Source organism: Streptomyces mayteni (genome assembly GCF_054783955.1).
This window is the reverse complement of record NZ_BAAGPR010000084.1, coordinates 1-13,317: the sequence shown is the minus strand read 5'-3', so window position 1 is coordinate 13,317 and position 13,317 is coordinate 1. Positions and strand designations below refer to the sequence as shown.

The window sequence follows — 13,317 nt, the reverse complement described above, 5'->3', positions numbered from 1 at the left end:
CCCATGCACCGCTCACCCAGACGGCTGGCCGCCGCCACCCTCGCCACCGCCCTGCTCACCCTGACCGCCTGCGGCTCGGACTCCGACTCCGAGGGCTCCGACGGCTCGAACGCGCCCGACGACACCAACGCCGCCGAGGGCGCCTTCCCCGTCGCCATCGACCACAAGTACGGCTCCACCACCATCGAGGAGGAGCCCGAGCGGGTCGTCACCGTCGGCTTCACCGACCACGACGCGGTGCTCGCCCTCGGCACCGTCCCCGTCGGCACCACCGACTGGTACGGCATCCACGAGGCCGCCATCGGCCCCTGGGCCACCGACCTGGTGGGCGACGCCGAACTCCCCACCCTGCTCACCGACACCGGCACCGGGCCCCAGCTGGAGGAGATAGCCCTGCTCCAGCCGGACGTGATCATCGCCCAGTACGCCGGCCTCACCCAGGAGCAGTACGACAGCCTCTCCGAGATCGCCCCCGTGGTGGCCCAGCCGGGCGAGTACGTCGACTACGGCGTGCCGTGGCGGCAGCAGACCGAGACCATCGGCCGGATCCTCGGCCGGTCCGACGAGGCCGAGCTGCTGATCGCGGACGTCGACGCCCGGTTCGAGGAAGCCCGCGCCGAGCACCCGGAGTTCGCCGGGGCCACCGCCATCCCCGCCTCCCCCTACGAGGGGTACTGGGTCTTCGGCGGCGAGGACCCGCGCTCCCGCCTCATGGTCGACCTCGGCTTCACCTACCCCGAAGACGTCGACGCCGTCATCGGCGACGAGTTCGGCGCCAACATCAGCGAGGAGCGCACCGACCTCCTCGACCAGAGCACCATCGTGTGGAGCGTGCCAGACCCCGAGGAGGGCGCCGCACAGCTGCACCAGGACCCGCTCTACGGCGACCTGGCCGTGGTCACCGAGGGCCGCGAGGTCTTCGTCGAGGAGAACAGCGACTTCGGCGCCGCCTACGGCTTCGCCACCGTGCTGAGCCTGCCCTACGTCCTCGACCAGCTGGTGCCGCAGCTCGCCGCCGCCGTCGACGGCGACCCGGCCACCGAAGTCCCGGCCGCCCAGTGAGCGGTGCGGTGCGCGGTGCGGTGAGCGGTGCGGTGCGCGGCGCGGTGCGCGGGCGCGTCCCCCTGGTGGCCGGGCTGTTCGGCGCGCTCGCGGTGGCCTGCCTGCTGTCCATCGCGTTCGGCGCGCTGAGCGTGCCACCCGACCAGGTGGTGCGCACCCTGCTCGGCGACGCCCCGAACGCCCGGGTGGACACCGTCATCTGGGAGTCCCGCGTGCCGCGCACCGCCCTCGGCCTGGCGGTGGGCGCGGCCCTCGGCCTGGCCGGCGCGCTGATGCAGGCCCTCACCCGCAACCCGCTCGCCGACCCCGGCATCCTCGGCATCAGCGCCGGCGCCGCCTTCGGCGTCGTGCTGGCCGCCGGCGTGTTCGGCCTCGGCACGCTCGGCGGCCGGATCTGGTTCGCCCTGGCCGGCGCGCTGATCGCCGGCGTCGTCGTCTACCTGCTCGGCCGGCTCGGCCAGTCCGGACTGACCCCCGTCAAGCTCGCGCTCGCCGGCGTCGCCGTCACCGCGCTGCTCTCCTCGCTCACCAGCGGCATCGTGCTCACCGACCCCAACGCGCTGAACCGCTACCGCTTCTGGGCCGCCGGATCGCTCGGCGGACAGAACGCCGGCGGGCTGAGCCTGGTGCTGCCGCTGCTCCTCGTCGGCGCGCTCCTCGCGCTCGCCTGCGCCCCCTCGCTCAACAGCCTCGCCCTCGGCGAGGACGTGGCCGCCTCGCTCGGCCGGCGCGTCGGACTCGTCAGGATCCAGGGAGTGGTCGCCGTGACCCTGCTGACCGGCGGCGCGGTCGCCCTGATCGGCCCCGTCGTGTTCGTCGGACTCGTCGTGCCGCACGTCGCGCGGATCCTCGCCCAACGCGCCGGCATCGGCCCCGACCACCGCTGGCTGCTGCCCGTCTCGGCCGCGCTCGCGCCCGTCCTGCTGCTGCTCGCCGACGTCGCCGGCCGGCTGGTCGCCAGGCCCCTGGAGATCCAGGCCGGCGTGCTCGTCGCCTTCGTCGGCGGCCCCTTCTTCATCGCGCTGGTCCGCCGCCAGCGGCTCGCGGAGGTGTGAGGCCGTGGACACCGAGACCGTCGCCGCACCCGCCGACACCGCGCCCACCGCCACCCGTTCCGCCGAACGGCTCGGCCGGCACCGCACCTTCCGGCTGGCCGCCCCGCCCCTCTCCGGCGTGCTGCGGATCAGACAGCTCGCCGTGTGCGTGGCGCTCGCCGCCGGGACGCTGTTCTTCTTCTGCTGGGGCATCGCCGTCGGCGACATCCCGATCCCGCTCCCCGACGTCGTCGCCGCGCTCACCGGCGGCGCCGACCCGGGAACCACCCTGGTGGTCCGCGAGTTCCGGCTGCCCCGCGCCCTGGTCGGGCTGCTCGCCGGCCTCGCGTTCGGCATGTCGGGCGCCCTCTTCCAGACCATGACCCGCAACCCGCTGGCCAGCCCCGACCTGATCGGCATCACCCAGGGCGCCGGCACCGCCGTCGTCGCCGGCCTCGTCCTCGGCTGGGGCAGCGGGCTCGGCACCCAGACCCTCGGCGTGCTCGGCGCCCTCGCCACCGCCGTGCTGGTGTACGTCCTCTCCTGGCGGCGCGGCACCACCGGCTACCGGATCGTGCTGGTCGGCGTCGGCGTCTCCTGGATCTGCGCCAGCGTCACCGACTACCTGCTGGCGCGCGGCGGCCAGTTCCAGGCCCAGGCCGCCCTCGGCTGGCTGGTCGGCAACCTCAACGGCCGCGACTGGGTCCACGTCACCCCGCTCGCCCTCGCGCTGGCCGCCCTGGTGCCCGCCGCCCTGCTGCTGGCCCGCCACCTCCGCGTCATCCAACTCGGCGACGACGTCGCCACCGGCCTCGGCACCCCCGTCCAACCCGCCAGGCTGGCGCTGCTGTTCACCGGCGTCGGCCTCGTCGCCTTCGGTACGGCGGCCGCCGGGCCTGTCGCGTTCGTCGCGCTCGCCGCGCCCCAGATCGCGCAACGGCTCGCGCGCACCGCCTGGCCGCCGCTGGTCGCCTCCGGGCTCACCGGCGCCCTCGTCGTCCTCGCCGCCGACCTCGCCGCCCGGCGGCTGCTCGACGACGTCGAACTGCCCGTCGGCGTCGTCACCGGCGTCCTGGGCGCCCCGTTCCTGCTCTGGCTGCTCGCCCGCGCCAACCGCGCCGGCCAAGGAGGCTGACCCGCCGTGCCGTCCCCCATGCCGTCCACCGTCTCGTCCTCGGCGTCGACCCCCGTGCCTGAACCGGCGTCGTCCCAGCCCGAACTGCGCGCCACCGGCCTCTCGTTGGCCTACGGGGACCGGACCGTGGTCAGCGACCTCGACCTGACCGTGCCGCCCGGCCGGATCACCGCCATCGTCGGCGCCAACGCCTGCGGCAAGTCCACCCTGCTGCGCGCCCTGGCCCGGCTGCTCACGCCGCGCGGCGGCGCCGTCCACCTCGACGGGCGGGCCCTGCGGTCGCTGCCCACCAGGGAGTTGGCGCAGCGCCTCGGCATCCTGCCGCAGTCCCCGGTGGCGCCAGAGGGGCTGACCGTCGTGGACCTGGTCGGCCGGGGACGCTCCCCGCACCAGACCTGGTGGCGGCAGTGGTCGCGCGAGGACGAACGCGCCGTCCGCGACGCCCTCGCCGCCACCGACCTGACCGACCTCGCCGACCGCACCGTCGACCAGCTCTCCGGCGGCCAACGGCAACGCGCCTGGCTCGCCATGGCCATCGCCCAGGACACCCCGGTGCTGCTGCTCGACGAGCCCACCACCTACCTGGACCTGGCCCACCAGATCGACGTCCTCGACCTGATCGTCGACCTCAACCGCGACCGGAGGCGCACCGTGGTGATGGTGCTGCACGACCTCAACCAGGCGTGCCGGTACGCCGACCACGTCGTCGCGATGAAGGACGGCCGGATCGTCGCGGAGGGCGCCCCGGCCGAGGTCATCACGGAGGAGACCGTCACCGACGTCTTCGCCCTCAGCTGCCGGATCACCCGCGACCCGGTCAGCGACACCCCGATGGTCATCCCGCTCGGACGTCACCACCGGCCGCGGGACTGACCCCGGGGCGGGGCCGGTGCGGCGTCATCGGGCGCCCGGATGTCGGCGCCGCTGTGCGGCCAGGACGCGCACGGGTGCGGCGGCACACGCCACGGCGGGAGCGGCTCACCGGCGGAGTCCCGCTGTACACCACCGGCGCCTCGGCCATCGCTCCCCTACCGATCCTGGGCAACGCCGGCATCACCCAGGCCGCCCTGTCTTCGAGACCACGATCGGCATCTGACGACCCGACGCCGCCCCCGGCCGCCGCCGGGTGCCGACGGACGCCGGGTGGCCCCACCACCCGGCGGCCACGTACTGTCGAGCCCGGTCGCGTTCGGGAGGCAGCGTTGAAGGACAGTGTCGACATGTCGCGCGCCGCGCGCCTCGCCGGGTACGGGGCCGTCTCGACCGCCCTCGCCCTGCACGGTGACCGCGCGCTGCGCGAACTGGTGGACGCGGGAACGCCGCTCGGTTCCGGCATCGGCGGCAAGGCGGTCCTGGTCGAGGTCGACGGTACGCCGGTCTTCGTGAAGCGGATACCCCTCACCGACCTGGAACGGCGGCCGGAGAACGTCCACTCCACGGCGAACCTGTTCGACCTGCCGGTGTTCTGCCACTACGGTGTCGGCGGCCCGGGCTTCGGGTCCTGGCGGGAGCTCGCCGCCCACACCATGACCACCAACTGGGTGCTGACCGGGGAGCACGAGGGGTTCCCGCTGATGTACCACTGGCGGGTGCTGCCGGACTCGACGCCGCTGCCCGAGGAGCTGGAGGACATCGAACGGGTCGTCGCCTACTGGGGCGGCGGGCCGCAGGTGCGCCGCCGGCTCGAGGCCCTCCGGGACGCGTCGGCGAGCGTCGCGCTGTTCCTGGAACACTTCCCGAGCGACCTGCACCGCTGGCTCGGCACCCGGGTCGAGGCGGGCGGGGAGGCCGCCGACCGGGCCTGCGCCATGGTGGAACGGGAGTTGGCGGCCGGCATCTCGTTCATGAACGACCGGGGGCTCCTGCACTTCGACGCCCACTTCGAGAACATCCTGACCGACGGCCGGCGCCTCTACTTCGCGGACTACGGCCTCGCCGTCTCCACCCGGTTCGAACTGTCCGGAACCGAGGCCGACTTCTACGGCCGGCACCGGACCTACGACCGCCGCTACGCCCACAACCACCTGGTGAACTGGCTGGTCACCGCCCTGCTCGGGGCCTGGGGAGAGGACCGTCACGCGCTCGTGCACGCCCTCGCTGCGGGCCGGCCCCCCACGGACGTCCGCCCGGACATCCCGCCAGCGGCCGCGGCGATCCTCGCCCGGCACGCGCCGCCGGCCGCGGTGATGTCGGACTTCCTCCGCGCGCTCCAACGCGAGAGCCGCGAGACGCCCTACCCGTTCCACGACGACCTCGTCGGCGCGCCCGGCCGGTGACGCACCCGGGCACGGTATCCGCCGCCGCCCGGGACCCCTGCCGGCCCGCCGGAGGTACGCGGGGCCAGTAGCCTGGTACGTCCACCCGTCGCCCAACGACGCGGTGGGGGGAGGGAGTTCGCGGCCATGCGAGTGCTGCACGTGGTGACCCTGCACACGCCCACGCACGAGTTCGGCGGGCCGACCCGGGTGGCGCTCGCCCAGTGCCGGGGGCTAAGGGAGCGGGGGCACCAGGCGTTGCTGCTCGCGCTGGGGGACGGCTTCGGCGACGACGAGCTGCCGCACGAGGTCGAGGGGGCGCGGGTGCGGCTCTTCCAGGCCCGCCACGTGCTGCCCCGCTTCGAGGTCAGCGGCATCACCTCGCCGGCGCTGCTGGCCCGCGCCAGGTCCTATGCGCGGTCGGCCGACGTGGTGCACGTCCATCTGATGCGGGACCTGATCACGCTGCCGATGGCGCTCCTCGCGCTCCGGGCCGGCACCCCGCTGGTGCTCCAGACCCACGGCATGGTCGACCCGACCGAGAACCGGGTGGCCCGGCTGGTCGACGCGCTCGGCGTGCGCCGGGTGCTGCGCCGAGCCGACGCCGTGCTCCACCTGACCGAGCGCGAGCGGACCGAGACGGCGGCCGTCGTCGCGCCGGCGCCGATCGCGCCGCAGTACCGGCTGGTCAACGGCGTGCCGCCGCAGGAGCGGCGGCGCAAGACCTCGGGGCCGCCGACCGTGCTCTTCCTGGCCCGGGTACAGGCCGGCAAGCGCCCGGCGGACTTCGTGGCCGCCATGCCCACCGTGCTGGCCCGCCACCCCGACGCCAGGTTCGTGCTCGCCGGGCCCGACACCGGAGCCCTGGCCGAGACGCTGGCCCACGCCGACGCGCTGGGCGTGCGCGGCTCCCTCGACCGGGTGGGGGCGCTCGACCGGACCGAGGTGATGGAGTGGCTGCGGCGCGCCGACGTGTTCGTGCTGCCCTCGATCCAGGACGCGTTCTCCGTCTCGGTGTTGGAGTCGATGTCGGTGGGCACCCCCGTGGTGGTCACCGAGACCACCGGCCTCGCCCCCGACGTGGCCCGCGCCGGCGCCGGCCGGGTGGTGCCGTCACGCCCCGACACGGACAACGGCCCACTCCTCGGCGCGGCGATCCTCGACCTCCTGACCCCCGAGACCAACGAACGCGCCTCCGAGGCCGCCTTCCACCTGGTCAGGGACAACTTCACGATCGACGCCGTGCTGGACGAACTCCTCAGCGTGTACGGGCGGGTGGTGGATCCGGACGCACGGAGGCATGGGTAGGGCCGAGTCACGCGGCCGCGTTGGAGCCCTGGTCCGTGGCCGGCATACGAAGGGTGTGATCCCCGAAGTCGGCGACCAGGTCGAGGTGCCCACCCAGTGCCGTCACATAGCGGGCGATCACGTCGAGCGAGGCCACCTCACCGTGCTCGATCTGGGACACACGGGCGACGCTGACCCCCATGTGGGCCGCGACGTCCTTCTGTAGCAGGTTGAGTTGCCTCCGGGCCTCGGCCAGTTGGTGACCACGCGCCTCGGCGAGGTGCCGACGCGCCCCGGCCTCCACCTCGGCGCGGCCGACTCCGGCCGCGTAGAGCTCTTCCTCGAGGACTTCCCAGTCCTGGGGGGTCTTCTTGGGCATCGTCACTCCTCCGTGTCGGCGACGTACTCGAGATAAAGCTGCTCGGCGACGGGAATGTTGTCGCGGTACCAGCGCTGCCAACTGTTGGCCTTGTCACCACCCACCAGGAGGAGGGCGGACCGGGTCGGATCGAACGCGAAGATGATCCGGATCTCGGACTGGCCGCGTGACCCGGGGCGCAGCTCCTTGAGATGGTGGAGACGACTCCCCTTCAAGCGGTCGACCAACGGCCGGCCAAGTGTCGGACCGGCCTCACGAAGGGCGGCGATCGCCTGGGCGACCTGAGATGCCGAAGCCACGTCCTCCTTGATCAAATCCCTGAACCATGCGGCGTACTCGTCGGTGACCTTGACGGACCAGGCCACGAGGGCTCCCCACGTTGAGTCGATGTGCCTCCCCAGCTTAAGGCATCCCTTAACTGAGGGCGCCATGTCGTGCCGGTGTCCTGAGATGCGTCACGTCAGTGGGTACGGGCGGCTGCGGGACGGTGGGGTGGCGGCGGGGGTATGAGGGGGCCGGGTGGGCGGTGGAGCCAGGCGCGGGTGACGACGGTGGCGGCCAGGGCCAGGAAGGCCAGGCCGATCGCCGGGTAGATGCCGGAGAGCAGCATCTGGCCGACGGACTGCCGGAGTTCGGGGCGGTCGGATTCGAAGTGCGGCACCCACCAGAGGGCGTAGGTGAAGAACAGCAGCCCGGTGGCGACCGTGGCCGCCAGCCATCGGGGGTTGCGGCTGCGGGCCGCCTCGGCGGTGAGGAGCAGGACCATCGGGACCGCCCAGACCCAGTGGTGGGACCAGGAGATGGGGCAGACGAGCAGCGCCGTGACGCCGCAGGCCACGGCCGCCCAGGCCCTGGCGTGCGGCAGCCGGTCCGTGGCCAGCAGGGCGGCCACCGCCGTGGCGAGGCCGACGAGGCCGACGAGCAGGGCCGGCAGCAGCCAGGCGCCGCCCGGGTCGACCGTGTGCAGCACCCGGGCCGCCGCCCCGCGCAGCGACTGGTTGGCGGTGCCCTCGACACTGCCCGCCCGGTCCTTGTCGAAGATCACCTCCGACCAGAACCGCCAGGAGTCGCCCGGCGCGGCGAGCGCCCCGACCGCCACCGTGGCGCAGAACGCCCCCACCGCCATCGCGGCCCGCCGCAGCAGCCAGTTCCACGGCTGCTCGCCGCGCCGCAGCCGCCGGACGGCGAGCAGGCCGCCGGCCACCGCGAGCAGGACCGCGAACAGCGCCGGGGTGAGCTTGATGCCGGCGGCGACGCCGATGCCGACCCCGGCCCACCGGTGGCCGCACCGCCGGCTCAGGTCCCACAGCACCAGGACGGCGACCAGCAGGTTGATCTGCCCGTAGCGCAGCGTCGTCCACACCGGCTCGCACCAGACGGCCACCGCGGCCACCGCGCAGGCCGTGCCGGGTACGGAGAGGCCCCAGGGGCGCCGGCCGATCAGCCGCAGCGTCAGCCAGACCAGCGTCAGCAGCAGCGCCAGGTTGAGGACGGTCGCCGCCATCCGCATCGTCTCCACGCCGACCCAGGTGAGCGGCACGAACAGCAGTGCGGCGAACGGCGGATAGGTGGCGGGCAGCTCGTGCTTGGTGACCCGCAGCTCGTAGAGGTCGGCGCCGGTGCGGATCGCCCAGCCCTCGGCCCGGTACACGTCGAGATCGAGCCAGGTGACGCCCGCGACCCGCTGCGCCACCAGGAACGCCACGAAGGAGAGCAGACAGGCCCCTGCCGCCATCAGGGTGAACCGCCGCTCGGCGAGCGCCGAGGGCCGCGCCCGGCGACTCCCGGGTGGCCGCTCGGCGGACGGGGCGCGGGCGACTGTCTGACTGGTTCCGTGCTGGCTCACGTAAGCAAACATATGTTTGCGCGCCGGCTCCCGCATCGGCGGGGATGCCGATCTTTCCGTCCGTCCTGAGACGGAGCCGGGGGGCTCGCGACCTGACGAAAGTCAGGTCGCGAGCCCCCCGGCACCTGCCGTTCGGCTAGTCGGCCGACCGTTCCTCGGCCGCCGCCTCCCGCGCCTTCACGCCGATCTGCCAGCGGTAGAAGCTCATGGCCAGCGCGTAGTCGAAGCCGGCCCGGCCGTCGAGGAAGCCGCGCCGGTAGACGTAGGAGTAGCCGAAGGAGAGCAGCGGCTTGAACGGCGCCCGGTGGAAGATCTGCCCCTGCCGGGTCTTCGCGGTCCTGATCTGCTCCCTGACGTCCGGGTGCCGCTCCAGCCACGCCTCCCAGTCCGAGTAGCGGTTGTGCCGGTCGAACCAGGTGCGCACCGGGTCGAGGTCCTGGTGCTCGATCGGGGCACTCAGCCGGTACACCGGATCGGCCAACGGCTGGTAGTGCCCCTCCTGTTCCCCCATGCCGGGCGCGGCCAGGTCGTCGGGCTCGGGGAAGCGGGCCCTGGTGCGGTCGAGCAGCGCCCGCTTGACGATGGTGTAGCCGTGCCGCAGCCGCCGCCCCGCGAACCAGTAGCCGAGCGGGATGTCGAAGGCCGCCGGGCGGATCGCGCGCCCGTCGTGGAATATCCGGCGCAGCTCGGCGATCAGCTCGCCGCTCGGCGTCTCGTCGCCGTCCAGGAACAGCAGCCAGTCCGTCTCCGGGTGGACGTGCTCCAGGCACCACTGCTTCTTCTTCGGGTAGCCGCCGTCCCAGGTGTAGGGGACGACCTCCGCGCCCTCCGCCTTGGCCAGGGCCCGGGTGTCGTCCGTGCTGTCGGAGTCCACGACCACCACGGCCGCGAAGTGATCGATCACGGAACGCACCGCGCCGGTGATGTTGGCGGCCTCGTTCTTGGTGGGGATCGCCACCACGATCGGTAGACGGGTCACTCTTCTCCCTGTCGCGCTGTCATTCTCGGGCCTCGGCCAGCAACTCGGCGTACTCCGGGCACAGATGCTCGACGGCGGCCTCCGCGCTCGGGATCTCGCCGTCGCGGAGCGCGGTCAGCGCGGCCTCCCGGTCGACGCGCTCCAGATAGCCGATCCGGTAGCACGCCTCGTCGCCCACCTCGAGGATGGCACCCGGGTCGGCGCCCGCCGGCACCCGGTCGGTGAGGAAGTCCCGCTGCTCCTCGGTGAACTCGCCCTCCTGCGGGGTGAGTTCGTCCTCGGGAACGGTCTCGTCCTGGACGCCTTCACCGGCCGTCCCGGCGTCGGCCCCGTCCGGACCACCGGTCTCGGCCTCGGCGTCGGCCTCGGCGTCGGGATCGCTCCCGGCGTCCTGGTCCGACTCCTGGTCCGGGTCCGAGCCCGCCTCGCCGCCGGTCGCCGCGGCCGACCGCTCGCCGGCCGGCTCGCCGCCGTCGCCCCCGCCGTCACCGCCGCCGCCACAGGCGGTCAGCGAGACGACGGCGGTCAGCAGCGCGCCGAGCCACGCGGTCCGCAGGCGACCCCTCATCAGGGCGCCCCGAACGTGAGCACCAGCTGCGGCCGGTAGCTGCTCTGGCCGGACTCCCTGGCCCACAGCCACAGGCTGTCCGTGCCGCTCCCGCGCAGCGCCACGTCGAAGTCGCCGCCCAGCGCGGCCCGCACCGCGGCCAGGTCGAGCGGCACCGAGTAGACGCCGCCCGGCGCGTCGGGGGAGCCGAGCGTGCCGAGCACCGTGCCGGAGAGCGCCGGCCGGTTGGCGTACGTCGTGGTGGTCTCGCCCCAGGCGCCCTCGATGGGCACCACCTGGAACTCGTCGACCGAGCCGGCCACCGGGTCGTCGGTCACCCGCACCCGCAGCGCCGCGCTCTTGAGCACCTGCCCGGCCGGCGCGGCCGGCAGGTCGAAGTCCAGGTAGCTCTCGTACGCGCTGCTGCCGCGCACCGCCAGGTTCTGGTGGGTGCCGTAGTTGGTGTTCAGCGCGGCGCCGTTGACGTAGGTGTCGGCCACCGGGGTCAGCTGGGTCACCGTGTCGGTCGGCAGCGAGGCGGCCTGGTAGTGGGCGGTGACCCGGGCGGCGGAGAGCTGCGTCGGGTAGACGGCGGTCTCGTCGAGCTGCCCGGCGAAGTGGTCGCTGGCCGGCCGGTTGGCCCAGTTGACCAGGCTGTCGCCGCCGGCCCGCCAGTAGCCGGTGACGTTCCGCGCCGAGGTGTACGACGTGTTGCTCGCCACCTGCTGGCCGTCCACGTACAGCCGCATGCCGTTCGTGCCCACCGATCCGACGACGTGGTGCCAACGGCCGTCGTTGTAGCGGCCGGAGCCGGTGATGACCCGGTTGGCGCCGTTGATGATGCCGAACGACAGCCGGCCGTCGTTGAGCATGTAGAGGTTGTTGTCGCGGACCGTGCTGGGCTGGAGCGTGCGGTTGCCGAGGCCCACCAGCTTGCCGCCCTGGGTGGTGGTGGTCCTGAACCAGGTCTCCACGCTGAACCGCGTCATCCCGGAGAAGGAGCGGTCGGTGTAGGTGTACGAGTCCGCGCCGTCGTGCCCGACCGAGGCCGCGTCGGGGCCGGGGACGGCGCCCGGGGTGACGCCGCGCTGCGGCCCGCCGCGGTGCACGCCGTTGTTGCCGTTGCCCGAGAGGTCGGAGGCGAAGTTGTTGGCGGTCTCGTCGAAGCGCCAGTACAGCAGCGGGTTGTCGGCCAGCACCGCGCTCACGTACGGCTGGGTGCCGCCGGCCGCCGCGGCCGTGACAGGCGCCGAGAGCGCGCTGGTGTTGCCGGCCCCGTCGGTGGCGGTGATCCGGTAACTGTGGCTCTCGCCTGGCGACATGCCGGTGTCGGCGAAGGCGAGCTGCGGCCGGTTCCAGGGCAGCGTGGACGCCTGGACGGTGTGGATCGGCTGGCTGCCGCCGTCCCGGTAGACCCGGTAGGTCAGCAGGCTGTCGTCCAGGTCCAGGCTGGGCCACCAGGTCAGGTCGATGCGGCCAGGCGTGGTGCTGGTGGCGTGCGCCTCAGGCACCGAGGGGGCGCCGTCGTCAGGCGAGGTGGCGAAGCGGGTCAGGCCCCACTGCGGGGAGCCGTTGACGGTGGTGAAGCCGCCGCCGACCCACAGGAAGTCCCGCTCGTCGTCCGGGTGGTCGGTGACGGAGACCAGGGTGCGGGGGCCGAGCGCCTCGCCCAGGCCGTCGTTGGTGTTGGGGAACCAGCCGAGCTTCTCGCCGGTGGTGGTGTCCTGGGCGAACAGGTGGTAGCGCTCCTGGTCGGGGAACTCGCCCATGCTGGAGCAGTCGTGGGCGTGGTGGGCGCTGTAGACGACGGAGCCGTGCACCTCCACGTCCTGGGTGGCGCCCAGGCAGGTGTCGCGCCAGCGCTCGTCGAAGGTGGCCAGGTCGAGCGCGATCCGGCCGTCGAACACCCCGCCGCCGGTGCCCTCGTTGGCGGTGTAGAAGCCGGTCGCGTCCACCGCGATGTCCTGCACCGTCGAGGTGTCGGGGATGAAACCCCGCCCGTACGTCCTGACGTTGGCGCCGGTGCTGGCGCTGACCACGGCCAGCGCGTGCGAACTCGCGCCGTTGATCGTGAAGAAGTCGCCGCCGAGCAGCACGTTGCGGCCGTCCGGGGTGACGGCGACGGTCTTGCCGATCTCGTCGGCGTCGGCCACCCAGCCCGGCACCACGGCGCCCTCGGTGGTGACGGCGGCGAACCGGCTGCGCGCGGTGCCGCTCAACTGCGTGAAGTCGCCGGCCAGATAGACCCGGTCGTCGGTGGCGGCGATGCCCCGCACGATGCCGTTGGCCGCGGCGGGGAACGGCTTGCGGCTACAGCTCGGGATGTCGAAGGCGGCCACGCTGCTGGCGCCGACGCCGTTGACCGAGCCGAAGGTGCCGCCGGCGTAGAGCGTGCGCCCGTCGGGCGAGACGGCCAGCGTGCGGACCGTCGCGGTGCCCGAGCCGACCGAGAACGACAGGTCGCAGTCCACCGGTTCGCCGGTGGCGGCGTCCAGCGCCACGAAGTTGCCCACCGGCTGCTCCTGGGTGCCCGAGGCGGCGCCCGGCGGCCGGACGGTGGAGAACGTGCCGCCGACGAAGACCACGCCTTCGGCCTCCGCGAGGGCGTACACGATCCCGTTGGTCTGCCAGGTCGGCAGCTCGTCCGCCGTCATGCCGAGCGGCGGTGTCAGCGCCTCCGCGGCCGGCGCCGCGGGGCCGGCCAACACCCCGCCGCCGAGCGCCAACACGAGCGCCACGCCGGCCGCGCGAGCGCCTGGCCGGCGCACGGCCGGAGCCGGCGTGGTCGCCGCC

At 73.7% G+C, this 13,317-nt stretch carries 12 protein-coding genes; 6 read left to right on the top strand and 6 right to left on the bottom strand.

From position 1 onward, the window contains the following. Window positions 1-3: 3 nt before the first annotated feature. The 6 genes from ACYVPE_RS28940 to ACYVPE_RS28915 all read left to right on the top strand — a co-directional run bounded on the left by ACYVPE_RS28940 (window position 4) and on the right by ACYVPE_RS28915 (window position 6,794). On the top strand, window positions 4-1,062 hold the full coding sequence (locus ACYVPE_RS28940; protein ID WP_461036684.1) for an iron-siderophore ABC transporter substrate-binding protein: 1,059 nt from the start codon (window positions 4-6) through the stop codon (window positions 1,060-1,062). Window positions 1,063-1,094: 32 nt separating this feature from the next. Continuing rightward, window positions 1,095-2,117 carry a FecCD family ABC transporter permease gene (locus ACYVPE_RS28935; RefSeq protein WP_461036703.1) on the top strand — a complete coding sequence of 341 codons (1,023 nt, stop codon included), beginning with the start codon at window positions 1,095-1,097 and terminating at the stop codon, window positions 2,115-2,117. A 4-nt stretch (window positions 2,118-2,121) separates the two neighbouring features. After that, on the top strand, window positions 2,122-3,231 hold the full coding sequence (locus tag ACYVPE_RS28930) for a FecCD family ABC transporter permease (RefSeq protein ID WP_461036683.1): 1,110 nt from the start codon (window positions 2,122-2,124) through the stop codon (window positions 3,229-3,231). Between the two features lie 18 nt (window positions 3,232-3,249). Then, the gene (locus tag ACYVPE_RS28925; RefSeq protein WP_461036702.1) at window positions 3,250-4,104 is read left to right on the top strand and encodes an ABC transporter ATP-binding protein; all 855 of its coding nucleotides are present in this window, start codon (window positions 3,250-3,252) and stop codon (window positions 4,102-4,104) included. Between the two features lie 347 nt (window positions 4,105-4,451). After that, complete coding sequence (locus tag ACYVPE_RS28920; protein ID WP_461036682.1) at window positions 4,452-5,507, top strand: protein kinase family protein; 1,056 nt, start codon at window positions 4,452-4,454, stop codon at window positions 5,505-5,507. A 126-nt stretch (window positions 5,508-5,633) separates the two neighbouring features. After that, window positions 5,634-6,794, top strand: coding sequence for a glycosyltransferase (locus tag ACYVPE_RS28915; RefSeq protein WP_461036681.1), 1,161 nt, complete (start codon window positions 5,634-5,636; stop codon window positions 6,792-6,794). Between the two features lie 7 nt (window positions 6,795-6,801). Here the strand turns inward: ACYVPE_RS28915 and ACYVPE_RS28910 are convergent, their stop codons facing one another. The 6 genes from ACYVPE_RS28910 to ACYVPE_RS28885 form a co-directional block, all read right to left on the bottom strand. Next, window positions 6,802-7,152 (bottom strand): helix-turn-helix domain-containing protein, encoded by a 351-nt coding sequence (locus tag ACYVPE_RS28910; protein ID WP_461036680.1) that lies wholly within the window; start codon window positions 7,150-7,152, stop codon window positions 6,802-6,804. 2 nt (window positions 7,153-7,154) lie between these two features. Then, the gene (locus tag ACYVPE_RS28905) at window positions 7,155-7,517 is read right to left on the bottom strand and encodes a type II toxin-antitoxin system RelE/ParE family toxin (protein ID WP_461036679.1); all 363 of its coding nucleotides are present in this window, start codon (window positions 7,515-7,517) and stop codon (window positions 7,155-7,157) included. 95 nt (window positions 7,518-7,612) lie between these two features. Continuing rightward, the gene (locus ACYVPE_RS28900) at window positions 7,613-8,887 is read right to left on the bottom strand and encodes a glycosyltransferase 87 family protein (RefSeq protein WP_461036701.1); all 1,275 of its coding nucleotides are present in this window, start codon (window positions 8,885-8,887) and stop codon (window positions 7,613-7,615) included. Window positions 8,888-9,134: 247 nt separating this feature from the next. Beyond that, entirely contained in the window at window positions 9,135-9,977 is an 843-nt protein-coding gene (locus ACYVPE_RS28895; RefSeq protein WP_461036678.1) for a glycosyltransferase family 2 protein, read from the bottom strand. A 19-nt stretch (window positions 9,978-9,996) separates the two neighbouring features. Beyond that, window positions 9,997-10,545 carry a hypothetical protein gene (locus tag ACYVPE_RS28890; protein WP_461036677.1) on the bottom strand — a complete coding sequence of 183 codons (549 nt, stop codon included), beginning with the start codon at window positions 10,543-10,545 and terminating at the stop codon, window positions 9,997-9,999. Beyond that, window positions 10,545-13,292 (bottom strand): CBM96 family carbohydrate-binding protein, encoded by a 2,748-nt coding sequence (locus ACYVPE_RS28885; RefSeq protein ID WP_461036700.1) that lies wholly within the window; start codon window positions 13,290-13,292, stop codon window positions 10,545-10,547. Before ACYVPE_RS28885 ends, ACYVPE_RS28890 begins: the two co-directional genes overlap by 1 nt. Window positions 13,293-13,317: the final 25 nt, after the last annotated feature.

Bases quoted from the DNA above. Each gene is read 5' to 3' on its own strand.
- ACYVPE_RS28925 (WP_461036702.1), top strand. From the start codon at position 3,250: ATGCCGTCCACCGTCTCGTCCTCGGCGTCGACCCCCGTGCCTGAACCG.
- ACYVPE_RS28920 (WP_461036682.1), top strand. From the start codon at position 4,452: ATGTCGCGCGCCGCGCGCCTCGCCGGGTACGGGGCCGTCTCGACCGCC.
- ACYVPE_RS28940 (WP_461036684.1), top strand. From the start codon at position 4: ATGCACCGCTCACCCAGACGGCTGGCCGCCGCCACCCTCGCCACCGCC.
- ACYVPE_RS28900 (WP_461036701.1), bottom strand. From the start codon at position 8,887: ATGGCGGCAGGGGCCTGTCTGCTCTCCTTCGTGGCGTTCCTGGTGGCG.
- ACYVPE_RS28890 (WP_461036677.1), bottom strand. From the start codon at position 10,545: ATGAGGGGTCGCCTGCGGACCGCGTGGCTCGGCGCGCTGCTGACCGCC.
- ACYVPE_RS28915 (WP_461036681.1), top strand. From the start codon at position 5,634: ATGCGAGTGCTGCACGTGGTGACCCTGCACACGCCCACGCACGAGTTC.
- ACYVPE_RS28910 (WP_461036680.1), bottom strand. From the start codon at position 7,152: ATGCCCAAGAAGACCCCCCAGGACTGGGAAGTCCTCGAGGAAGAGCTC.